Below are 21,953 nucleotides of genomic sequence, written 5' to 3'. Positions count from 1 at the left end.
GATTATGACCAAACCAACCTCGACCGACCACGCCAACCTCCCTTTCCCGAAGGGCTACCCCATCCATTTGTCGCCAGAGACATTCCTGGAAACGGTTGAATCCATGATGGTCACCCGTGCGGCTGACCGAGGCATCCTGGAAGTGGCCATTGGTGACGCCAACGTGCCGCTGGCCGGTGCCATGAGACGGGACATCCTGCTGCCCGTGCTGATTGATTACGCCAACTTTGTGATTCAACCGCAGGCGGACCTGCAATTTGATAGCGCGCTCAATGATGAATTGACCTCCCGAGTCACAGAGGATCTGGAAGCATCCACCGAACCTCACAACGATCCGGCCATCCCGGAGAAGGCGCGGGAGATGACTAAGCAAATTTTGGGGCGCACGCCGCTGATCAACGTCGGCGATCCAAAAGCGGGCCTGAAAACGCGGACAGCATTGAACAAGGTGTCGGGCATTCCGGCATCGGTCACCCTACTCATGTTGGATACAGCCCTTGAGTCGGCCCACAATCTTTCCATGAAACATCAACAGGAGACGGCCGGCCTGTCTGAACAAGAGATCCTGGACCTGACGCCGGTAGCGAACCTGCTTGGCTCGATGAATATCAACGAAATGCTCCAGGCGATGCCGGCGAATGTCCAAAAGCGCTTGGACGAAATTCTTGGGGAAACCCCTGAACAAACACCCGCGCCGGCGCCGGAAGTTAACCCTATGTATGACGCATTGAATGAAGATGCGCCCGGACACGCGGAGTCTGAGCCGGAGGTTAAGGCATGAGTTTCAATATTTTTGATGAAGCAGCCAAGCATGAGGCCACCAATCGTGAACGAGAAGCCCGGGACGCGGCAAATCGCAGCAAAGCACTGGCATCCATTTCAGTGCTTCGCACGATCTCGAAGGTTCTCAGCGCAACGCTGAGCGACACAACGGTGATCTACCCTGAAGAAACGGAGCGCCGATCAAGAGAACTGATCCAGGCGATTGGCGAGCAGAGTCTTGCCCTTCACGAGAAACTGGGCTCCGTGGACGACCCTCGAGTCCTCCCCTCTTTAACTGGCTCGGTTACAACGGTCCTGCAAGGGCTCTACCGGAATAACCCGGGCGTCGCCCAATCCATCGATGTCGCATCCTTGCTGGCGGACTGTGCCGAACTACCAGGCATCTGGAAAGAAGAGAAAAGCAGCACAGACGAAGGGACTCTCGGCTTTCGCCGCACAGTATCAATGATGCAAGCCATCAGCCCCGTGATTGCAGCGCATCAAAGATTTGATTTCTACCATGGGCGAGACGCCAACACACTGGAAGATATGCAAAACCTTTTGTGGAACACCGTGGAGGACACACTGAACCGCCAGCCGGCCATAGCAGAAATGAAGGAAGGTGAGGTGGAGCTGCTTCGGCGAAACCTGCTTCTTCGCGCCGGTGAATTACTGGCGTCAGCCTGGGACACCCAAACGCCCATCGCCAAGGCGCATATCAATGAATCGACCCCCGACGAACGACGAGCATTCAAGACATACGGCTACCCTCTGGATAAGGTCACCGATCTATTCCAGTCGTCCTATGCCATGCTCGAAAGGACATTCGAGGTTACTTTGAATGCTAATTTTGAGCCCACAGAAACCCATGACGAACCGGAGAACCGTCCCGGCATGTAGAATGCCAAGCCGCGCGCCCGGGGACAGGGCGTGTGGAAGCGGCCTGCAACCAGCAGGCCGCACATGCTATCAGTAAGCACCTTGCACACATACGCCCTCGCCCCAAGCCCCGCCTAATCACAAACCAGCACGCACCACCAATCTTCAAAGAACACAAGGTCAGTTATCGGCACACAACATAAACCACTGGCTGACTACGAACCTCCATCCGCCGTATCAGGCAAGTAAAGGTGCGAGTGGCATAAACCGCTACAATCCCAACAGCAAGCGCCCCAAACCAAAGCACAACATCAAGGACGCTAACGGTCTCGGGATATTCCAGCCATGCATAAATCCGGGGCACCAACTCCCCCGAGAGAGCGAGAACAAACCAGATAGCTACATGGTGCAGAAACACCAATGAGGCAACGCGCCAAACCGAGTGCCGCGCGAATACTGCGGGCTCCGTTTCACGGCGAGACAGCCGCCACACCCACGGCGACACCAACGCCAATCGAAAGGCCACCATGGCCGTTATGAGCGTCAAATACATCATGCTCGCGGGAGTCACTGCCATGCTCGCGGCGGATAAGGAAGTCATACAGGCAGAGGCAACCTCAGGTGAAATAAAACAGACAATGAACGCGAGGAATGGGCCAACCCAGAAGTGCAACGAATAAGCGCACCCAATAACGCCAAGAGCACCGATAAGGCATGCCGCCCAGCGCCAATGCTTTTGTCGGAGTGAAACACTAACAGCCATAACTTTCCCGCCTTTCCGGTTTGGAAGCTCAGCCCTCGGGGGCGTGAGTCGCTAGGTTATACTGTACTCCATCATGTGACACCAAAAACCTGCGAACTATTATAGAGATCTGCCAACCGTATGCTCGATCTACCACCGCCACCAACCGTTCCGGACGATGCACCGCAAGAGGTTGTGCATCGACTTGAGCAACCTACACCCTTGAGCATGGAATGCCTTGAGAGGGTGGCCACGCGCTATCAGGTCCATCCGGTCATTCTTTCAATCGTCGCTCGGGTCGAAGGGGGATGGTCAGGTGCAAAAATTGAGAACACGAACGGCACCTACGATCTTGGACTCATGCAGATCAACACAATTCATCTGGATTTCCTCAGCCAGCACGGAATTACAGAGAAGATGCTCCAGAACAATGACTGCATCTCCGTTGGCTTCGCTGCCTGGTATATCCGAAACGTCACAGTTAACCAAACGGCGAGAGATTCGATGGATTATTTCAGAGCTATCGCCCGGTACCACTCGAAGAACGAACCATATCGAACTCGGTACGCCGAACGCCTGCAGGCCGAGTTCACTGAAGCGTTCGGGAAGCAGAATGGAGGAAACCAGTAATGTCAGCTCAAGGTGGTGGTAACGGTAACGATAAGACGCTGGATACCGCATTTTTCATTTTGGCCGCGATAGCCATTGGTTTTGCGTCAGCCTGGATGCTCTGGCGCTCCAACTCCGAAATGATCCTGACCGGCCTGTTTTTTGTGGTTGGCTGGTTGGCCAAGGGCATCCAATACATTCAGTGGCTGTACCCGAGTTCAATCGGCCCCAATCTTGAGAGCTGGGCAGGTGCATTGCATCAGTCGAACCCAGCTGATTACGGTTGGCCCGCTGCGAAACTACTTATTCAAACGATTTCACACACGATCTGCCTTGTCCTGGTTCCATACTTCATTTGGCAGGTCATCCAGTTCCGTTCGTTTCACGTGGTAAATAAGTTTGTCCGTCGCTTCAACCTGGACAAACTCAAAGCGCGCAATGCGTCCAAATACGCCGCGGTTGCCAGTGTCCAACATGAAAACCTTTTAGCCGAGCCTCTTTACGAAGGGCCATGGGCAATGGCCCGCCAGCCGATTGATTATGCCCTTCTCAACGAATTGGTAGTTGTTCGAAAAAAGCGAATTGGTGCCCAAACCCTCGCAATGATCGGTATTGAAAGTGACGCCGTTGATACCGAGAAGCCTATCCGGGGATGGTCCGAGAAGAAAGTGCGCTGGTCTGTCGAAGAACGTCGAAGGGTGCTGCCTCCGCCAGCATCCTGTCGTCTCGATGTAAGCAAAACGGACGCCCTACTTCGAGCGCAGCTGGGTGGAAAGTTTAGCGAAGACAGTCTGGACAGCTACGAAAAGTGTGTTCTTGCCATTCTTTACACTGCGAATGTTAATGGGCTCGGCTCGGCCCGCAAGCTTGCGCTAAAGCTTGCTCTGAGCTTCAAACGGCTTGATGCGAAGGGGCGGCAACGCCCCTCAATTGATACCGCTGGCATCGACAAGATCATCGCCTCGACCAAGAACCACCACATTATCAAGGCCATCAAAAAGGCTCATCACTTCAAAACCCCGTTTTTTATGGCGCTTCTTGAAGCGAGTTGGAAAAAGGGGATCTTCACAGCCCCCGAATTTCTCTGGTTAAAACCAATCCACCGAGGCCTGTATTTGGCTCTGGACTTCCTCGGCGGCGACCGGCCGCCATCTGAGGCACTCGGGCCCTGGGCTCACTACATGCTGGAGAAGCGCGTCGGCCGCGCCATTCCGGAAGCCTGCATTGAGGCCGGCACGGACGCCCTGCAACAGATGCTTTTCGATGAAATGTGGATTGGCTCAGATGACGGGACGATTGCTGAGATCACGGAAAAAGCCGTACTGGATGGCGGCGACGACGCGAAGTATTCCCCAACACGCGGGGTTGACCTGTATGACCCGGTGAGGAACTGATAATGCAAAAATATCTCTACTCAGCCCTCTTTGCTTTGGCCGCCACAACATCTCCAACGCAGCTTATGGCCGCACCAGCCTGGCCAACGGTGGAGATTGTCCAGCCCAAGAAAATTGAAGTGACTGCCGGTTGTCGCAATCCCGCGGCCGAGGCCTGGGAAGCCCAACAGCAGGATGACCTAATGGCAAGCACGCTGAGCGCGGATGAGTTTGTGGACGCAAAGCAACACCCCGTCGAGGATAACCGTAAGTCTGACGCCGAATTGCCGGCATACCTCAGAGGTGATCACTGATGGCCGGCGCCCCTAAACTTAAAATGCGGGGTCTCCAGCAAAATCAGGAGATCGAAAGCAACACCCTATATCGCGACACCCGAACGACCAGCCAGAAGATTGGCGATGCCTTTGCCGAGTCATGGGGCCTTTCTGCATTTGTTATTGCCCTGGCGCTCTGTGTCGCCCTGATTAGCACCACTTTTTTCGTCATCGTGGTAGCGCCCTTTATCTTCTGGATCATCAGCAAAGTAAAGGGGAAAGACCAAAGACTCCCCCTCCTACTCCCATCCGAAGCTGGAATCACCGATTACCGGGACGCCAAACCCGGTCGCATGGGTTATTACAAGGCTCGTGGCGAGTTCTTCCTGGGCAACATGAGGGCGTCCGAAAAGCCCTACGAAATGTGGCTCTCGTTCTCACACCTGCTGACTCACACACTACTCGTTGGGGCAACAGGCTCCGGTAAAACGGAAGCCCTAGTCAGTAAAGCCGCGAACTACCTGGCTGTGGGCTCGGGGATCATGTACTCGGATGCTAAAGCAGCTCCGAAACTTGGCTGGCAGCTGTTCACCCTCGCACGATACTTTGGGCGTGAGGACGATTATCGAACCCTCAACTACATCAAGGGTAACTCGTCTATTAAGCCCGACCGCGCTGTACGTCGAGGCAACAACGTTAACCTGTTCGCCTATGGCAACGCCGAATCCATTACACAGGTACTCGTATCGTTGATGCCCCCGGGCGGGAGCGAGAACAAACTGTTCTCGGAGCGGGCAATCAGCTTGATATCGTCGATTACTCCGGCATTGGTTGATTTGCGTGACCGCGCCAACCTGAAGATCAACCCGGGGGTGATCCGGAAATCGTTGGAATTTGAGGAAATCGAAAAGCTTAAACGAGCGAAACCCATAACACCGGAAAGCCGGGAAGCCATCAGGGCCTACCTTACTTCTCTGTCGGGCTACAAGGAAAACCCCAAGGACAAGCAGGGCAATCCAACCGATAAGCAAGACTCAGAAGTTTATCGCCAGCACGGTTTTGCTCAGGCTTACTACACGCGGGCGCTGGCCTCCCTGTCCGATACCTATGCCGATATCTACATGGTAGGACGTGGCGAAATCTCGTTCCTCGACTGCATTCTGAGGCGCCGTATCGTTACGGTTATGATTCCGGCGCTTGAGAAAGCACCGGATGAAATGAAGAACCTTGCGAAGATTGTCCTGGCGGCTCAAAAGAACGCCATCAGTACCGGTATCCCGCCCGATATCGAAGGCCGAAAAGAGGATGTACTGGACAACCTGCCGACAACCTCTCCCGTCCCCTACGGCATCATTAACGACGAATTTGCGTTTATGATGACTCAGGGCTACGGCGCTGTTCTGGCTCAGGCCCGAGGCCTCTATACAGCTGTTACGATCGCAGGTCAGGATTACGCGGGTATGAAGCGTGAGGATGCTGACGAAGCGGAGCAGATTGCCGAGAACACCAAGCTCAAAATTGTCATGGCGTCTGAAGGCCTCGGTGAAACACGGAAACTGATCGAAGAAGTTGCCGGGGAAGGCTTTGCAGCAGTGAGTAGCGGTTACGCCATGGACGAAAACGGCCTTGCCGGGACGTACCTTGATAATAAGTCTGCCTCGTTCGAACGCCGCTCCCGTGTCGATGTTCAGGACACCCGATCGGTGGTCGAAGGTGAAGGGATCGTGTTCTGGCGTGACACCATCACGCCCTGGCAAACCTTCTACCATGGGATTGATGAAGATTCGATGATCAAAGACTTTATGATTCATCGACTACTCGACGTGGATTACCCCACCCGGGGACCGGGGGCCAAGTACATCCAGAAAGACTCCCCCATTGCGACCGCGATGAAAAAAGCAGTTGCCGAAGGATTGGACCTCGGTATTGCTGGAAACCAGGAAATCCCGGAATACAGCAGCATCCCTAATCATGTTTTGGGAGACTTATCCCTCGATATAGCCATCAAGAACTGGCGGAAAGTAACCCAGGTTATTCGTCGTTGGCCAGCCGATCGTAGCGCACCGTTACCCAAAAATAGCCTTGTACGTGCCGAAGGGTTAATGATTGCCGCTTTGAGCCATCAATTATCCGAAAGCTTACTCTCGACGGAACTGAGCGTTGACGACGATGAAATCATTGTCGAAGCTAAACCGATCAACCAGCCTGCCGAGAATGACAACTTTGAAGCGCTGTCTGACACCTGGGACACCGTAAACACACTCGCACCACCAGAAGATCAACTATCAACCGATACCGAAGATAGCGGTACCCCCGAGCTGACAGAACCAGGCGGCACCCTGCTACAGTCAAGTGATGCTTTGGACATACTGAACAGCCCCCGGAAACAGCGGAAGTCGCCAAGCGATATCCGCGAAGAAAAAGCGGCCCAGGTACGTTCGGCCATAGAGAAGAGAGAGAACCCAGCGCCGGCGTCTGAGCCTGAACAGCAGTCAGAAACGGTGACTGAGACTGACAAGAACACACCAGCTGTCCCACGGCTGGCAGACGAACCGGAAGCCGGCGCGTCGCTTCTTGATAACGCGCTGTGGGTGATGGATCCGAATCGATTGTCGACTCGAGTAAACCGCCCCGTGTATCAGCGGGAAATTGATATGGCCATGAGAAGCGGTGGCTACGCTGGACGTATCGAGCAGGCCCTTGGCGGCTCACTGGAAGATAGTCGCCGGGTAAGCGAGGAAACGGCCGTGGCCATTACCCGCAGTCTGACCTATCCGCGCAGCGAAGAAACGACACCTGCGACACCGAGAACCCCGGAAGAGCAAGCCATTGTAATCCGCGACAGCAAGCGAACCTTATCCAGCATGAAAATGTGGCTTAACAACGATTGATAACAAGGAGCAGGAATACACCTGCCTCAACCTCGGCCACGGACGGCCACCCTCCCACCACTTCCTCACAAAGTTGCCAAAGTGACCCACCCTCACGGCGGATAATCCCGCACCACCGGAAAGTCACGTAGACTACTGCAAGATGAATCGAAACCGCAGAAGGTCCGTGCCGTGGGTAGTCGCAATCCAGCCCTCTACGAGCAAGTAGAAAAGATCATAAACGCCCTCCCCCAGCGCTCAGTCATATCTGACAGCGTGGCGGCGTACTGGATCAAAGAAACCATTGCACTCGAAGGCGAACGAGCGATCTGGCACGCGCATCGCGCAGCAACAATAGGTGGTTCTGAAGCTGGCGAATTTCCGCTGGCGGCTCTAGGAGAACGCCCCGCCTACAACTCGCTCGAAAGCATTTGGCGCCAAAAAATGTTACTGGAATTGCCAGAACGCCCAAATATCTATATGCGCCGAGGAACGGCGATGGAACCCCTTGCACACATGGTCTACCTGAAAAAGACCGGTCACCAGAGTATCGTCGACTCCCCAGAAATACAGCAAGCTTTCAGTAGACCGCACGCAAAACACGCGCATATTGGGGGGAACCCGGATGAAGTAGCGAATGCAGGGAAGCTCCGAATCATCACGGATTTCAAAGTTCGCAACTCGCTTGATGAAGACAAGGGTATTTCGTTAATCAACGGTTCTCAGCTGCACTGGTACGGCCTTCTCCATAAAGCGAATCTGGGCGTTGCGGCCGACGGTTATGCATTGGCCGAACTGGATATCCCGGCTGAAATGATTGACGACCTTATGCGGAATCCCCCGAAATCTGATGAAGAGTGGGCCGCAATTGCCGAGAACATCGCGAAGGTGGATCGGCCCGGCTTCGGCATGAAGGTCCGATATTTCCAGCACAACGATATGCTGGCAAACAATCTCATTCGGCTGACCAAGCAGTTTTGGGAAAAATATGTTCTAACGGGAACACCCTATCAAAAACCCAAACCCGAGCTGCCAGCGGAGATGACCGATAAGGACAAAGAGATCGTCTCCAATGCTCAGAACGAGATACTAACGTTCAAGATCGCAGAATCCGTTGCACAAGATCGTGTCCTTGATGCGCGCAACCGAATCGATACCGTCCGAGCAAAATACGACCTTAAAGAGTGGCCCTTCGAGGCAGCTCCCGGCTTAACGGCGGGCTTTACGGATAAATTCAACACGGCGCGCGCGGCCAACAAATTACTGGCGGCCGGCGTTGAGCGCGAACAACTCACCACGCCGTCTGACACGCTGAACCCAGAGGCCATGCTACGCACTCTGGAAGCGAATGGACTCCTATCTGATGCCCACTATAAGACCAGTTGGGATAGCCGGGCAATCAAGGCCCAGCTAAAAGAACAGGGCTTGAGCGAAAACGAATTTAAGGATCAAACACTCAGAATTGCAGTTACCAGGAAGAAGGCCGATCAGCCGGTAAAGGCCCTCCTTGAAAAACAAATGCAGAGCCACATTGAGGCGTTCCAAGTGGGCGATAGCGCCCCATCTGTCAACGAATCCGCATCAAGCGTAACCGGAATCGATTTTGATGATGGCGAGGATGAGCAGCCAGGTCTGCAACTAGCGTAGCCGTATGGAAGCGCAATCACATGGGGTATTGCAGGTTAATATAAAATGGGTGGTGAACAACTCTCGAATGCACGGAAAATTGATCACAAAGTAACCGGAATACGATTTCTTTGTTCGTGCAGCCGATTAACCGAGTTACCCACAGAGTTATCAAGAATTTCTGTGGATAAACCCAAGGAGCGAACGATGGTCAACGCCAGAGTCACCACCCACAAGCAACCGATCACACTTTATAACGCCCTGGATCGCTACAGCAACATAGTGACCACCATGAAAGTGATCGAAGAAGAAGTCGAAAAACTGAAAGTGTGCGCGCACCCAGGGGTGTTCGATTTGGTGGTTCATTTCACGATGCTCAAGCAAGCAAAGGACGGAGCCGCCCAGAGTTTCAGCCCGGAAGCTAAGCAGAGCATCACCCCAAAGAGCATTCGGATGCTGACCAACCTTGAACACCTGGTTGACGAACTGAAAAGTATTGTTGAAGAGGCAAGCGCCGAGCTCTTGCCCTAATGAAACCCAAGCGAAAGCAGCAAGGAGCCTGACATGGCCAACGAAACCGTTAAAACCGCCAAACCCACATCCAACTGGTCAGACCGACTGAAGCAAAGCCATGAGAAGATGGCGAGCTATTTCGCGACCTATGGCGAGAAAACCGGCCTTGGCGGCTCCAGCCTACTGCTGATGGGCGGTGGCGCAATGATGATGGCCGCCGCCACATCCAGCACTCCTACTACCGCGGCTCTCGCTGCAACCGCCTCTGGCACGGCGGTATTGGCCGCCATCTTGAATGCTGGCGGAACGAGCATCACAAAAGACATGGCGGAAAAACATTTAGGTGGCGCAGAAGCTATCCTCGATGCATCCAACTCAAAGCGAGTTCAGGGTGCCACCCCAGTCACCGACGACCCAGTTCTGTCAGACCCCTCGTTCCAGAAAGCCATGGCCACAGCATTCCAGCAGCTGCAGGACGACCCGAAAGCTCGGGTTGAGTTCAACAACATGATTCAGAACAGCCCGTCGGCACGTAGAGCCTTGATGAATGCTCAACGCCAAATTGATGCCGCTGCAGAAATGCGCGAGCAAGCGAACCAGGCTCCAGCTCAGGCCGATAGTGAGGATAACGGTCCAAGCATGACTTACCACTAACCTGGTGGAGCGATACATGGACGATAACGACAAAAACCAGAATACAGAGCCCACCAGCCACAAAGGCTGGTGGCAAAGGTGCCGGGAATCCATGAAGGAGACCTGGAAATTCACAAAAAAACACGCCCCCAAATCTGCCGGCGTCGTCGGCAAACTCTACTACCTCTCTCTAATCTCCGGCTGGGCATCCCTGGGCGCCGGGATGTATGGCGTACCTGGAGCAACCCAAGTTTCCATTGCATCTTTTGGTATGGCCAAGGCACTTAAACTGCTCTGGGATCAGCTAAGGGATATTCAGGATGCAACGGAAGATCTAATCAGCAAGAAAGATGCACCAACGATAAGACTTGATGATGCTGACGAAAAAATCCGACATTTGGAGGCGATCATTGAGGAACAACAAGAAGTAATGGCTTTCCAGCAAAGAGCCAGCGAGGAATTACAATCAACGCATAACAATATGATCGAAGCTCTTTCCAATAGCTCCGACAAAATTAAGGAACTTGAGGTCAGCCACAAGGAATTAACACAAGCCCTTAGCGCACTACTCAAAGAAAAATACGTACAACTTCCAACGCGCGAACAGATGCGAGCCGCATATAAAAGTGAACTCTCAGCAGCACTAGAAAATGGTTCAATAGAGGAAGTGAATTATAACAGCCAAACTGACGATTTAATCCGAATCGAAGAATGTGATAGCAGTGAGCCACTAGACCCAACCCACGCCAAGTAAATACTACGTACCACGAATAAGCTAACAACCCTCATCAGATTAAGCGTGGAAGAGTGCTGCAAATGCAGCACTCTTCATTTAACACTACAACGGTTAACACTACAACGGTCTACTTCTCGCAGTGCCACAACTTATCAAAGTCGATACCGCCGCTTAAACCTTTGGTCCAGACCTTTCTACCTATGGGACTACAGCTGCCACCCTCAATCCAACCGTTGCCATAATAACCGGTATAATACGTATAACCAGCGGGGGGCTCGCCCCACATCCCACCATCATACACCCATTTCCCGTAGACCTTCTTTGTTCCTACTGCGACTTGCGACTCTTCAATTGTCCGAGCAACCGTAGTTTCTGACTTTTGGTCGATGACCGCGCCATCCACCAAGTAATAGATCGACCTAGAGGCAGGAACATCGCAGCTTCGCGCTTGCGTAAACGAAGTCCCCTCGTCAACCGTCCCAGCCCAAGGAGTCCACGAACCGCAATTAAGACTGCCCGAAGCCGTGTCTTCGACCCAATCGGACCAACCATCCTGACCACCACCTGGGTTGTTGGCGACATCGACAATTCGGGTTTCCGAAACATCTACATCGCGCCGCTCAACAAAGCTATCGACCAATTCCTGCTCACCAGTTGAGGGATTACGCTCGTACACTTGAACTGTCCGGGTATATGACTGCGTACCTTCTTTGGTTTGTACGAAGTCAGAGACTTGATTCGATATTGCCGGCTTCCAGGTTACGATAGACGCACCACCCGACAAGGCCTCCCAATCACTTACAACAACTGACCCGTTTTGGAAATCATCAGCCTTCAAGTCAAGCTCGCCAAGCAAGTCTTCCAAATCATCAATCCGGCCTGTTTGGTCATCAACCTGATCCTCGAGCGCCACCCAGCCTGAGCTCTGGCGAATACGATCATAACTACCCTGTAGAGCCTGGGCCCCAACAGGCAAGTTACTACTTTCAATCGCAACCCCACTCACCGATGACCGCGCAGTATTGTGTTCAGCACGCTGCCACGACGGCGATCTGCCCCCATCATTTTCGCGGTCGTAATTGGTGGTTGCCCGATCATCATTGCCAGCATTCGCAACAGGCATAAACGAAGCAACTGCTGCAACAGTCATACCGGCGACAAACAATGGAATGGCTTTTACTGAGAACGCTCGTTGCGCACCCTTTACATATCCATCTCTCACATCAACTCTCCTAAACAACTTCGCCAGCGCCAAACGGGCGATGAAGATTATTAGACAGGAACTAACACTGACTTATAGTATTCTATGCGATGTTTACTGTCCATTTTGCAACCACCTCTAGCGACTCAACCCTTACTTATCTGCTCGTTTGCGCCCGCTCTTCCGACATAACATTCGCTACCGCTTGTGCCAACAACAGCGTATTGGTTCGGGCCGTCTTCCAACGCTCATATTTCAAAGCCAAATGCTCAGCCTCCATCTGAACCTGCTGAGCCAGCGCATAATCATCATCAATCATGGTCCGCCCCATCCATTGCAGGTCTCGCTGACGGTAATGGGATATCCGGTACCAGAACTCATCCTGCGATGATGTTGCCGGGGCTTCTTCACCCATGGCCTCTGCCAGAAACGCATCAGGCCCCGTTGCGCCTGAGCGCGGGCGTCGCAGCTTGATAAGCTCATCCAAGGCCGCCATGGCCATTCCAAACTCCATATTGTGAATTTGGCCATCGACTGCTGCATTCAGGGCTACTGGCGTTGTCGCGGAGGCAGCAAGGGCATCTGCGTGGGTGGGAGCGTCCGCCGTCAAATACTGGATTAGGTAATCAGCCCGCTCATCATCACTAATGCCGTGCTCGTCTCCGGAACCATCAAACTCAAGCGTTCGCTTATCCGTGGCGTACAGAAAGGAAGGATCCAGAATTGCCCCAATGGACAGATCATCTGCGCCGGCCTGCTGAGCCCTCGCCTGCAGCGTATTAAACTCCTGACTGGTTACCTGGGACGCCCGAGTTTTTACGTCGGCCATCATTACCTCTACCCCAACCGAATCCTCCGGGGGCTCGGAAGGCGGGGAAACCGAGTTACCAATATTTTGTCCGTCGTCGTCCTGGTAGGAACCCCTGGTAACGTATTGATACCCCCAACCAAGGGATGAGCGCGGTATTTTCTCCAGAACCCGGCCATATTGAAGCGACTGACACCCACCCTGGGAATCCAGTTTGTCTGTCATTTCCTGAGGACCAGGCATTTTCTGGTCTTCCTCAATCGCCTGACTAATAGCCGGTTGCTGGGTGATGATATCCGAGAGTGTTCTGGTCGCCCCCTCGATCGCGCTCACAATCCGCTGAGTGGAATCCGCGGAGCTGGCGTTAATCTGCGTCTGCAGCATCGGAAATCCGATAGGAATTGGCTTATAGTACGGCCCATCATTGATGGTCATACCGATAGCCTGCTCACTCAGCATAATGGAGGCCCGGATGACCGAAAATGCACCCTGGGTAGCGGCAGAGCATGTTTCGCAGGCGGCCTGGAAACCGGCCGGAAAACCCGCCGCATAGCCAGCGGCGAAACCAGCCGCCGCATTTGCATTCCCAGACCATCCCAATCCGCCAGCAACAAGTGCCAGCGCCATAGAGATACCGGTACGCTTCATCACTTACGCTCCTGCCTTATCTGAGAGGAAACGAGCTGCGACAAGAGCAACGACTGATACCGGTCTTGCAACCAAAGCTCATAATCCATGACCAGGTGATCGGCCTTTACCAAGGCCAGATCCTTTTTAAGTCCGACCTCACCTTTTGTTGCAGCATTAGCGACGCTCACCGGATCCTTCATACGATGCGTGGCCATGTGCTTGAGCAAATCCGAGTAGGACACACTTCGACCATCCTCGGTGAACGCCTCATATTCCGCAGGCGACATACGCTTGAGAATGGACGAAAACCAAGAGTCTTCTGGCAGGTCAAGCAGTGGCGCCTCATAGGAGAGAATCGTCTGAGACACGCCCTGCGGAAGCTGCATACGCATATTGAACAGATCAGCGTCTACGTTCATATTGATCTCAGCGGGCGTGGAGGGGGCAGCAATTTTCGGCGCCGGCATTGGGTTGAGCGTTAAATTCAATGCCCGAGACGCATCCCGAAATTCATCCGAAGTCATGGCGCCTACCCGGTTTGGCCCGTCAATGATGTTTATCGGAGCGGTCTTTACACCGGGGTAAGCCGTAAGAAGCTGGTTCGTCTGCGCTTTAAACGCAACTTCAGGGTTAACAGTCTCTTCGTACTGAGACGTGATCTCGTTGTAAGCAACCACGGAATTGGCCAACGCCTCCTGCTGGGCTCCGAGGATCACGTCGGCCGCTTTGGAGTCGTTTGTACGGTTTATATATTCACACTCGTTGGTCGCATGGTAGGCGGGAGACTTCTCTTCAAGGTCAGCCTTGACGGCCGCTTCGATCGCCGGCTGGGCAATAATGTCCTCACGCAAAGCATTGGTCATACCCTCAAGGGCCGAGACAATCCGATCAGCGGAATCCGCACTACTGGCATTCACCTGCACGGCCGTTTTATCAAAGCCAAGCTGCAAAGCGGCAACAATAGCGGCCGACCCCGTGGCCACGGTACCTGAAATCTGAACAGCGCCGGTGGTGGCCGTTACAATGCACGAACATGCAGCTGCTTGCTGGGAGCCCAACGCAAGCCCTGCGGCAACCATAGCGGATAGAACAGATCGGCGAGCTGAAAAAGACGTATCACCCATTACTGCCCCCTTCCACCAGCTGAAGGATTCCAGTTTGGCGTCGGAATTGACTCGCCCCGCCCTTGATTCAGGTAAATATCATCAAGGTCCTGGTCACCCAACGGATTTTTTCCTACCTGGCCATCAAAACCACCGATACCGCTATCCTCAAGATCTGGCGCCCCCTTAAAAACATCATCAACGATGGAGCCCGTATCAAGGCCAATCTTCTTCTCTGTAGATGATAGATTGAACGGCTGCTCCCCACCGAAGCTGACATCCAGCCCGACAAGATCAAGCGGCCCGCTTATGCTGCTGCTCAAGGCGTCCAGCTGACTATTCACATAGTCATTCATAGCGCTGCAAGCCTGATCTTTCAGCTGGTCAAAAAATGCGTCAGCCAACCCAGGCAGCCCAAGACCGATATTGGTACCCCAGTCACCAAAGCAGCCCGTATCCTCGGCGTCGAATTCTTCCTTTTCTTCCGAGACCTTCCTGGTACGCTCTTTTGCCATTGCCGTGTTCATCTCACGGTAACCCTTACGCATCTTGTCCAGCGTCGAACACGCATTCTGCGACGCCGGAGCCCCCTGGGCATAGCTGATATTTGGTGCGCCGCTAAGTAAGGCAAAAACACCCACAACGCAAATCCCTGGAATCAACAGCTTCATAAACCCTCCTAATCAGGTGCGACGCGACGACGCGGAGACGCCTGCGCGCTCTATGGCGTCAAGGACGCCTTCGACGCGCTCCTTAGAAAAAATGCGAGCCACAAGCCCCGCCCTCTCAAAAGCAAGAAAGCGGTCCACTGCCAGCCCCGCAGCAACCCCCACCTGCCCTTTAGGATTTCTTTGAAGAACCTCGGTAACCACCTCCAAGAACGCGGAGACGAACGCTGGCCGAGATTCAGCATTCACATGCATTAACATCATCGCGGTACTGGTATGCAGATAGGCCATAAGCTTTAATGCCGATTCCGGTTGCTCACTCACAAACTCGGAAAGGCGAGGATGCTCCCGAACTAAATCGAGCAACTCGTCAAGAACAGCCTGAAAATCCGGACTACCCTCAATTACCCAGTGCTCCTTTTCATCAAGTATCTGGACAACATCGTGCGCAACAGTATCGACTCGCTGCCAGTACGCTGTCTGACCTTGAGATCCAGATTCGGGAGCTCCGCCCCCGGGCATTTCAAAGAGTTGTTCCACTATTTGACACCTAATGGGTTGCGTTTTGGGGAAACCGGCCTGATATGGCGAAGACCCCAACAGACTTCACATGGATTAGTGCATATTATAACTGAAATCAATTCGGGAATGGGAACGTCACCCCCATGAGCAAAATGCGAGTCCAAAGCAAAGCAGAACGATGGCCTGCAGAGTCGGGAGAGAACGATTCCGGATGGGCGCATCAATCTGAAAACGAAAGATCAACCGATGCCAACACCGGCAGAAATCCCAAAGCCGGCAAAGGTATTCTGAGAAAGGTCGGGCGAGCCACCGCAAAAGTGACAGCTGCTGATGTTCTTTTGCGCGATGGCAAACGGATCAGAAGCAGATTCCCAAATCTATGGAAGGACATTTTAAGCGGGCGTTGGCGCAATAATGGTAATGCCGGCGATCCGGTCTCGAAACCAAAGCTGATTTGGGTAACGCCGATTATTACCGGTGCAATTACGATCATCCTCGCGCTCTACACCGCCATTCTTGTAGTAAGTCGAGATCCTTCATCGGCGATTGGGGCATGGTCAATTTTAGCCTGCGGCGCAGTCACATTTGCCGGTTTTTTTCAGACCTCGTGCTTCGCATATGCGGCCTGGCTGCAGCGTCGGCGTATAAGGAAGGGCAGATCATGATCATCCGCTACATGAGAAAGAGTCTCTGGCTTGCAGCAATCCTTGCCCTTGCGACTGCCTCAACACTTGCGATGGCTGAAATTCCTGTGAATGAACGTGCCGTGGCTACTGGCGGTTTTGGTCAGTGGCTTCTGTCGGTACTTTTTGAAGCTGACAGCATTGGCAGTCAGCCCGACCAAGCGGGAATCATAGGGTCAGTAATTCGCCCCTTCTCTCTCGTTTGCATGATTGTGATCGTATTCGTGATCATCGCCAAATCGCTCCAACATGTTCTTGTGGTCGCGCAAGCAAAAGATGTTGAGAGCTCACCGATCTCGATGACCTGGGCTCCAATTCATCTTACCGTCGCTGTTTTGTTGGCGGTACCGATGCCATCCGGATATTCAGCGGGACAGTATGCGGCTATATGGATGGGGGAGCAGTCAAACCTTCTTGGCAACCTCTCGTCAGAAGCGGCTATGGGTGAAAGCGACTACACGGTGATCACCGAGACCCCCCTACCAGCCGTCAGAACCACCGTGCAGGGAATCATCGATAGCGAGGTATGCACGGCTGTGATTAACGCTGTGGGCGCCTATATGGAGCAGCAAAACGGTGCTCGTCTTTCCATCAACCCACGAGGAATGTCCGAATCCGAACTACTGGAAGTGGCTGGTCCACCGGTTGACACGTTCAAGGATGGCGAAGGGTATTCGCGTCAGGGCGTACTGTATGAGTTAACACGTGAAGGTTCCGCAGGAAACTTTGTGAACCAACCAACCGGACTCAATTCTGTCTGCGGCTCAACGATCGTGGAATATGACAGTTACTTCGGAGACTACAACGTTGGTGAATATAACGTAAACAACCGGCCGGACAATTCTGAAATGGAAGCCCCAAGCGGCGCTGGCGGGGCCTGCCCGGGAGGCATCCTATGCACAGGCGTTGCGGATATGCTCAGTCGAACTCCAACGAAACAAAAAATCAGCCAAGCGTTCACCGCAGCGCACAGAAGCATCAGCCAGGAGTTTATCTCATTACGCAACTCGCCAGAGATTGAGGCCGCCACCCGGGCACTTACCTACGACCTTGAGCTGTATTTCAACTCAATGCTCGATCCGTCCCTTCAAGGTGACTACCGGCTCACCCAGGCAAATGAGCCTGCGGAGGTCGTATCAGCAGCTAAGAACGCAGTCAGTGCCATCGACCGCCTGCAATCCAATATCTACAGCGCTTATGGAACCGCGCTTGATAACCTTCGCAGCCAAAGTGTCGAAACCGGCGACTCACACAAAGATGCGGTCCTGCGAACCGGTTGGCCCGTATTGGGTCTCTACTGGTTTCAGCAGCAATCCTTTAACTCTCAAGTGCTGGAAACCGTAAATTTTTCGGCGCAATCCCGAATGAATGTCGGCCGGCTGATTGTACTGATAGAACAGGTCACCGGTGACCCGGAATTTGCGGCACGGATTGCTGACCGACTGTCCGCATACCGAAGAGCGGTAAACCGTGAAGTGATGAATACCCGGCTGGATGCCAATCCGCTGAGCTATGCATCAGACGGAAGCCTGGCCGGTAACGCTGGAAGCCGGGGGCCTGGCGGCTCAGTGGCCGCGTCGCAAATTGGCGAGAATATCTCTACCTATATCCAGACAATGGTTGAGTCTGGAGAGGACAACCACGGTGCGCTCATCGGGGATGGCACAGGATGGGGGCCAAGCCACTTGTTTCGCTCAATGGTTTTCCCATTCATCGTGGACTCCCTAAGAGACGACAACCTGGTAACCGGGCTTGTAAATACCGGGCACAACTTAATCACATTTGCCGAAGTTTTGTATGGGATTCAGCTTACAGCACGGACATACGAACTGTGGTCAGATCCAGACAGAAAGAGCCTTGTTACAGAGGCGGTTGACCTGGTATCAAATCCGGCTTCGTGGGTAGCATCCAAAGCATCAAACTGGGTCACCAGTTCATTTCTGGGCATCATGGCGCTGGAATTCCTAAAGGACCTGACGCCATTGATTATGTATCTGTTCTTCCTTGGGATATTTCTGGCGTTCTACCTGCCCGCCGTCGTGATGATTCAATGGATTATCGGGTTGGTGCAATGGATGATCTATGTGGTTGAAGCGACCGTGGTCATTCCTCTATGGGCAATCCTGTTCGCAAGCGACATGGGCCAGAAGGCCTTTGCACCGCAGACAGCACAACAAGGGCTCATCCACCTTGTATCAATTCTCTTTTATCCGTCTTTAATGGTCATTGGCTTCACAATCGGCATAAAGGTTCTCGATATAGTAGGAACCTTTATGATCGACTACATCATGATCGGATTTCTCGGTATGACGACGAATTACAGCTTTGGCCTTGTCTCTACGATGGCCGGCGTCACCCTTGTGGGGATCATTTCATACCAAGTTATCATGCGGATTTTCTCGGGCATGCTGGAGCTTAACGATCGCGCAATTGGCTGGATTGGTAATCGCGCAACCTTCGGTGAAAACAATACCGAGCAAGCTACGCGTAGCGCCATTGTTGCTGTGATGAGCCGCGGCGAAAGCATGGCACAGCGCTCCGCCAGCAAGCCAAGCAACACGCCAGGCAGCTCAAATGGCAATGACGGGGGCGGAATGGGAGCACCCAGAAGAAGGTTCTAACCCAACTACATAAATTTGGGCCACCACACGGCGCTAGTCGGTCTTTACCAACTAGCGCCTTTTTTTATGGCTGGTATTCTGGAAACATAGATAGTCAATAGATACCAAGGAGGCCGATAATGGCTAACCAAAGAAACCGAGAAGCCGGCCAGGACGCCACTACCGCTGGCGCATTTGCCTCTGCAGCCATGACTGACATCGGCAGAACCCTTGGCAACAATGTTCCCGAACACGCAGCGAAAATCGGCGCCAAACTGAACACAGGCTCAGGCTTTGATCAAGTGCGCAACTACCATGCACTGATCGGATCAGCGTTCATCTTCTTCGTTGGAGGCTGGTATGGAATCCACGCGCTACCGAAAGACTGGGGCGGAATCTTCATGCTGGTATTTGCGCTTGCAGGTTCCGCAATTGCGTTTGGCATCGCCGTATCCTTGGCATTCCAGTTTCATCGCTACAGCGCAGTCCGTCTTCGCGCCCGCCTCTGGCCGGTCACCAAACCAGAGGTGAACGCTGGCACCACCGTTACGGGCAACGTACTCACTGACGCTATCTTTGTGGCTCCCATCAAGCTCGCCCTGTTTGCGATCCTTATCCCACTGTGGACGATTGGGGCAGCACTTGAGGTTCTGCGGGTTATTAGCCTCAGCGCCAAAGGCAATAAGCATGTGGCTTACCGGGGTGATGAAGGTAAATACTACGACCGAGTGCGGAAGGAGTATGCCAAGCGCTATAGCGCTAACGGAGAAGGCGCTGCGCTGGAATATCTGCGGCTTGCCTACTCCGGCCTTCTGACACCTATCGGTGAAGAGATCCCACTGAAAGGATGGAGCAACGGCGGCTACAAACAGTGGCTTGCTCCGATGATTGAGCGGCATGGTCCAGTCAACCAATACTGCGCCGGCCGCCCAGGAACCGCAACAACAGAAGTTGATAGTGGCGGCAAGCTTCCGGAGAAATACTCAGCCATCTAACCCCCACAAAAAAAGGGCCGGCTACCACTCAGGTACCCGGCCCTCTTCTTTTGCACCAACCCTTCTTTTTACCCTATGAATGACTGAGCCCGACTCCGCATGAGTGCCCGCTCAGGATCTTCCTCCTTAGGAGGCGAGGCCTGCTCCCGAGCAATCTCCGACTCTGAGGGGGACGCCTTCGAAGAAGCGGCCAACCAGTCAGGCGTATCATCAACAGCCGACGCTTCGGCATCATCACCAGCATCAACAGCTTCCACCGTCACTGCGTCTTTCGCCGCTGGCGAAGCAGCACTACGAGCCACTACAGGATTACCAACCGCACCACCAAAGGATGCCCGCAATTCCATGAGAGAACCCGGGCACCCCCGATCTGGATCTTCCAGGATGGCCTGACACACAATCCTTAGCGCGTTATGGACAATCATGTTGCGCACCGAAACCCGACTACCAAGGATCTCATTGAGGATGCGCTTTTCTTCTTGCGTATACCCAGCGCAACCGCTGTCGCCACCGATTAAAATTCGTGCTCGCTTCACGTCTTCTTTCACGATACGCCCCGCATAAGCAGTGTATTAAATGCTGACCAGCTTTAGCATGCCCCGAGCGTTTGCAAACTCATCCATAACAATGAATTGCGGCAACTCCTCCCAATCGCGGAACAGCTTGCGACACAACAAAGAGCCGCCACCAACCAGGAGAACCGCCTGATACTCGCTGAAGTTAGCAATCTTCTGTTTCACGAACGCCTTTATTTCAGAAACGGTTTCTGCAGCAGCCGCCTCGATTACATCGTTCACAGGCATTTCAGTATTTTTCGGCTTTCCATCTTCATAACTGAAGTACGGCATTTTACCGGTAGCCATAACCTGGTTGATCATCCAGTCTGGAATCTCAGAAACCTTGATCTTCATTTCCTGTGCATGCTTGAGCAGCAATCGCTTCAACGGCTCAATGATATCCATGGTTCCACGCTTGAGCGTGCCGGATGATGCATGACGAATACGCAAATCCTTGGTCAGTGTGACCACATCAAAAGTGGACCCACCAAAATCCAGGACAGCTAATGGTGCATGCAAGGGTTTTGCTGATTCGCCAACATTGTCCACAAGGAAATCGAAGGCCGCAGCCACCGCTTCGGAAACAACGTCAGACCGAACGATATTGGCGACACGAACCGGGTCGTCAGTATTATTCAAAACAACCTTCACCGGCTTCATCATTGATTCTTTCTGTCCGGCAATCAGGTCTTCGTTACGAGAGCCATCGGAGCTAAAGAAATCCCTTACAGGCAACGAAGTGACCAACATGACCTCGTCATCCGGCTTGATACCGGTCTCACGCAGCCCGTGGTTAACCAGGACGCGATTTCCTTCGGTAAGGCCATAATCACCAGTCCTCAAGGAAATCCGATTGGATACGTGCTCATCCACCACAAAGCGCTCACCAGAGGTGGACTCATACATGTTGGCATAGCCACCACCGAGCTCTGTCATCGCTTCAGTCGATGAACCGAGAATCGCTGGGTACTTGATTGTCTTGATTTTGCCATCTTCTACCCAGGCGACTTTATGGTGGTTGTAACCATTGTCGATCGCGCGTCTTTTCGTCTTCATAGTTTTCAATCCTTATGTTGGGTTAATGCCTAACACCCTTGAAATGATCCCAAGCCCACTTGGTTTGCCGAAGAGCGTGCGCCCTTTGCACACGCCAATAACCACCTGTCAG

20 protein-coding genes are annotated in these 21,953 nt (G+C 53.2%); 13 read left to right on the top strand and 7 right to left on the bottom strand.

The annotated features are described in order from the left end of the window. Positions 1-4: 4 nt before the first annotated feature. From ARC85_RS13165 to ARC85_RS13120, 10 genes are all read left to right on the top strand, one after another. Entirely contained in the window at positions 5-781 is a 777-nt protein-coding gene (locus tag ARC85_RS13165; protein WP_286715036.1) for a hypothetical protein, read from the top strand. Further along, a complete protein-coding gene (locus ARC85_RS13160) occupies positions 778-1,662 on the top strand; it encodes a hypothetical protein (protein ID WP_011783241.1) in 885 nt (294 codons plus the stop codon). The genes ARC85_RS13165 and ARC85_RS13160 overlap by 4 nt, the downstream gene beginning before the upstream one ends. 862 nt (positions 1,663-2,524) lie before the next feature. Then, entirely contained in the window at positions 2,525-3,013 is a 489-nt protein-coding gene (locus ARC85_RS13155; RefSeq protein WP_011783240.1) for a lytic transglycosylase domain-containing protein, read from the top strand. After that, the gene (locus ARC85_RS13150) at positions 3,013-4,386 is read left to right on the top strand and encodes a secretion/conjugation apparatus DotM-related subunit (protein ID WP_286715035.1); all 1,374 of its coding nucleotides are present in this window, start codon (positions 3,013-3,015) and stop codon (positions 4,384-4,386) included. The genes ARC85_RS13155 and ARC85_RS13150 overlap by 1 nt, the downstream gene beginning before the upstream one ends. Positions 4,387-4,388: 2 nt before the next feature. After that, positions 4,389-4,679: a hypothetical protein gene (locus ARC85_RS13145; protein ID WP_286715033.1), complete on the top strand. Its 291-nt coding sequence runs from the start codon at positions 4,389-4,391 to the stop codon at positions 4,677-4,679. After that, on the top strand, positions 4,679-7,531 hold the full coding sequence (locus ARC85_RS13140) for a type IV secretory system conjugative DNA transfer family protein (RefSeq protein WP_286715031.1): 2,853 nt from the start codon (positions 4,679-4,681) through the stop codon (positions 7,529-7,531). Before ARC85_RS13145 ends, ARC85_RS13140 begins: the two co-directional genes overlap by 1 nt. A gap of 171 nt (positions 7,532-7,702) precedes the next feature. Beyond that, positions 7,703-9,157 carry a YqaJ viral recombinase family protein gene (locus ARC85_RS13135; protein WP_049756955.1) on the top strand — a complete coding sequence of 485 codons (1,455 nt, stop codon included), beginning with the start codon at positions 7,703-7,705 and terminating at the stop codon, positions 9,155-9,157. 162 nt (positions 9,158-9,319) lie between these two features. Continuing rightward, positions 9,320-9,667: a hypothetical protein gene (locus ARC85_RS13130; RefSeq protein WP_286715030.1), complete on the top strand. Its 348-nt coding sequence runs from the start codon at positions 9,320-9,322 to the stop codon at positions 9,665-9,667. Between the two features lie 33 nt (positions 9,668-9,700). Continuing rightward, positions 9,701-10,303: a hypothetical protein gene (locus tag ARC85_RS13125; RefSeq protein ID WP_286715029.1), complete on the top strand. Its 603-nt coding sequence runs from the start codon at positions 9,701-9,703 to the stop codon at positions 10,301-10,303. A gap of 16 nt (positions 10,304-10,319) precedes the next feature. Then, positions 10,320-11,036, top strand: a complete 717-nt coding sequence (locus ARC85_RS13120; protein ID WP_286715028.1) for a hypothetical protein — start codon at positions 10,320-10,322, stop codon at positions 11,034-11,036. 109 nt (positions 11,037-11,145) lie between these two features. On the opposite strand, the gene ARC85_RS13115 is transcribed toward ARC85_RS13120, so the two are convergent. The 5 genes from ARC85_RS13115 to icmW form a co-directional block, all read right to left on the bottom strand. Beyond that, positions 11,146-12,240 (bottom strand): hypothetical protein, encoded by a 1,095-nt coding sequence (locus tag ARC85_RS13115; RefSeq protein WP_286715026.1) that lies wholly within the window; start codon positions 12,238-12,240, stop codon positions 11,146-11,148. Positions 12,241-12,376: 136 nt separating this feature from the next. Next, positions 12,377-13,675 carry a hypothetical protein gene (locus tag ARC85_RS13110; RefSeq protein ID WP_286715076.1) on the bottom strand — a complete coding sequence of 433 codons (1,299 nt, stop codon included), beginning with the start codon at positions 13,673-13,675 and terminating at the stop codon, positions 12,377-12,379. Then, complete coding sequence (locus tag ARC85_RS13105; protein WP_011783230.1) at positions 13,675-14,781, bottom strand: hypothetical protein; 1,107 nt, start codon at positions 14,779-14,781, stop codon at positions 13,675-13,677. Before ARC85_RS13105 ends, ARC85_RS13110 begins: the two co-directional genes overlap by 1 nt. Then, positions 14,781-15,431: a hypothetical protein gene (locus ARC85_RS13100; RefSeq protein WP_011783229.1), complete on the bottom strand. Its 651-nt coding sequence runs from the start codon at positions 15,429-15,431 to the stop codon at positions 14,781-14,783. The genes ARC85_RS13105 and ARC85_RS13100 overlap by 1 nt, the downstream gene beginning before the upstream one ends. A 12-nt stretch (positions 15,432-15,443) precedes the next feature. Next, entirely contained in the window at positions 15,444-15,968 is a 525-nt protein-coding gene (icmW, locus tag ARC85_RS13095; protein ID WP_286715023.1) for a type IVB secretion system protein IcmW, read from the bottom strand. Positions 15,969-16,093: 125 nt separating this feature from the next. Between icmW and ARC85_RS13090 the strand changes: the two genes are divergently transcribed. From ARC85_RS13090 to ARC85_RS13080, 3 genes are all read left to right on the top strand, one after another. After that, the gene (locus tag ARC85_RS13090; RefSeq protein WP_286715021.1) at positions 16,094-16,615 is read left to right on the top strand and encodes a 6TM ABC transporter family protein; all 522 of its coding nucleotides are present in this window, start codon (positions 16,094-16,096) and stop codon (positions 16,613-16,615) included. Then, the gene (locus ARC85_RS13085; RefSeq protein ID WP_286715018.1) at positions 16,612-19,254 is read left to right on the top strand and encodes a DotA/TraY family protein; all 2,643 of its coding nucleotides are present in this window, start codon (positions 16,612-16,614) and stop codon (positions 19,252-19,254) included. Before ARC85_RS13090 ends, ARC85_RS13085 begins: the two co-directional genes overlap by 4 nt. 119 nt (positions 19,255-19,373) lie before the next feature. Next, positions 19,374-20,228, top strand: a complete 855-nt coding sequence (locus ARC85_RS13080) for a hypothetical protein (protein WP_286715016.1) — start codon at positions 19,374-19,376, stop codon at positions 20,226-20,228. Positions 20,229-20,296: 68 nt separating this feature from the next. On the opposite strand, the gene ARC85_RS13075 is transcribed toward ARC85_RS13080, so the two are convergent. Both ARC85_RS13075 and parM read right to left on the bottom strand, forming a co-directional pair. Further along, positions 20,297-20,764 carry a hypothetical protein gene (locus ARC85_RS13075; protein WP_286715014.1) on the bottom strand — a complete coding sequence of 156 codons (468 nt, stop codon included), beginning with the start codon at positions 20,762-20,764 and terminating at the stop codon, positions 20,297-20,299. Positions 20,765-20,800: 36 nt separating this feature from the next. Beyond that, on the bottom strand, positions 20,801-21,841 hold the full coding sequence (parM, locus tag ARC85_RS13070) for a ParM/StbA family protein (protein ID WP_011783224.1): 1,041 nt from the start codon (positions 21,839-21,841) through the stop codon (positions 20,801-20,803). Between the last annotated feature and the right edge of the window lie 112 nt (positions 21,842-21,953).

Source organism: Marinobacter sp. tcs-11, assembly GCF_002049515.1.
Classification (GTDB): domain Bacteria; phylum Pseudomonadota; class Gammaproteobacteria; order Pseudomonadales; family Oleiphilaceae; genus Marinobacter; species Marinobacter nauticus.
This window is presented reverse-complemented; position numbering and strand designations above follow the sequence as displayed.

Coding starts and splice junctions, on each gene's coding strand:
- ARC85_RS13140 (WP_286715031.1), top strand. CDS start 4,679: ATGGCCGGCGCCCCTAAACTTAAAATGCGGGGTCTCCAGCAAAATCAG.
- ARC85_RS13160 (WP_011783241.1), top strand. CDS start 778: ATGAGTTTCAATATTTTTGATGAAGCAGCCAAGCATGAGGCCACCAAT.
- ARC85_RS13165 (WP_286715036.1), top strand. CDS start 5: ATGACCAAACCAACCTCGACCGACCACGCCAACCTCCCTTTCCCGAAG.
- ARC85_RS13155 (WP_011783240.1), top strand. CDS start 2,525: ATGCTCGATCTACCACCGCCACCAACCGTTCCGGACGATGCACCGCAA.
- ARC85_RS13100 (WP_011783229.1), bottom strand. CDS start 15,431: ATGAAGCTGTTGATTCCAGGGATTTGCGTTGTGGGTGTTTTTGCCTTA.
- parM (WP_011783224.1), bottom strand. CDS start 21,841: ATGAAGACGAAAAGACGCGCGATCGACAATGGTTACAACCACCATAAA.
- ARC85_RS13105 (WP_011783230.1), bottom strand. CDS start 14,781: ATGGGTGATACGTCTTTTTCAGCTCGCCGATCTGTTCTATCCGCTATG.
- ARC85_RS13080 (WP_286715016.1), top strand. CDS start 19,374: ATGGCTAACCAAAGAAACCGAGAAGCCGGCCAGGACGCCACTACCGCT.
- ARC85_RS13150 (WP_286715035.1), top strand. CDS start 3,013: ATGTCAGCTCAAGGTGGTGGTAACGGTAACGATAAGACGCTGGATACC.
- ARC85_RS13090 (WP_286715021.1), top strand. CDS start 16,094: ATGAGCAAAATGCGAGTCCAAAGCAAAGCAGAACGATGGCCTGCAGAG.
- ARC85_RS13120 (WP_286715028.1), top strand. CDS start 10,320: ATGGACGATAACGACAAAAACCAGAATACAGAGCCCACCAGCCACAAA.
- ARC85_RS13145 (WP_286715033.1), top strand. CDS start 4,389: ATGCAAAAATATCTCTACTCAGCCCTCTTTGCTTTGGCCGCCACAACA.
- ARC85_RS13110 (WP_286715076.1), bottom strand. CDS start 13,675: ATGAAGCGTACCGGTATCTCTATGGCGCTGGCACTTGTTGCTGGCGGA.
- ARC85_RS13125 (WP_286715029.1), top strand. CDS start 9,701: ATGGCCAACGAAACCGTTAAAACCGCCAAACCCACATCCAACTGGTCA.
- ARC85_RS13085 (WP_286715018.1), top strand. CDS start 16,612: ATGATCATCCGCTACATGAGAAAGAGTCTCTGGCTTGCAGCAATCCTT.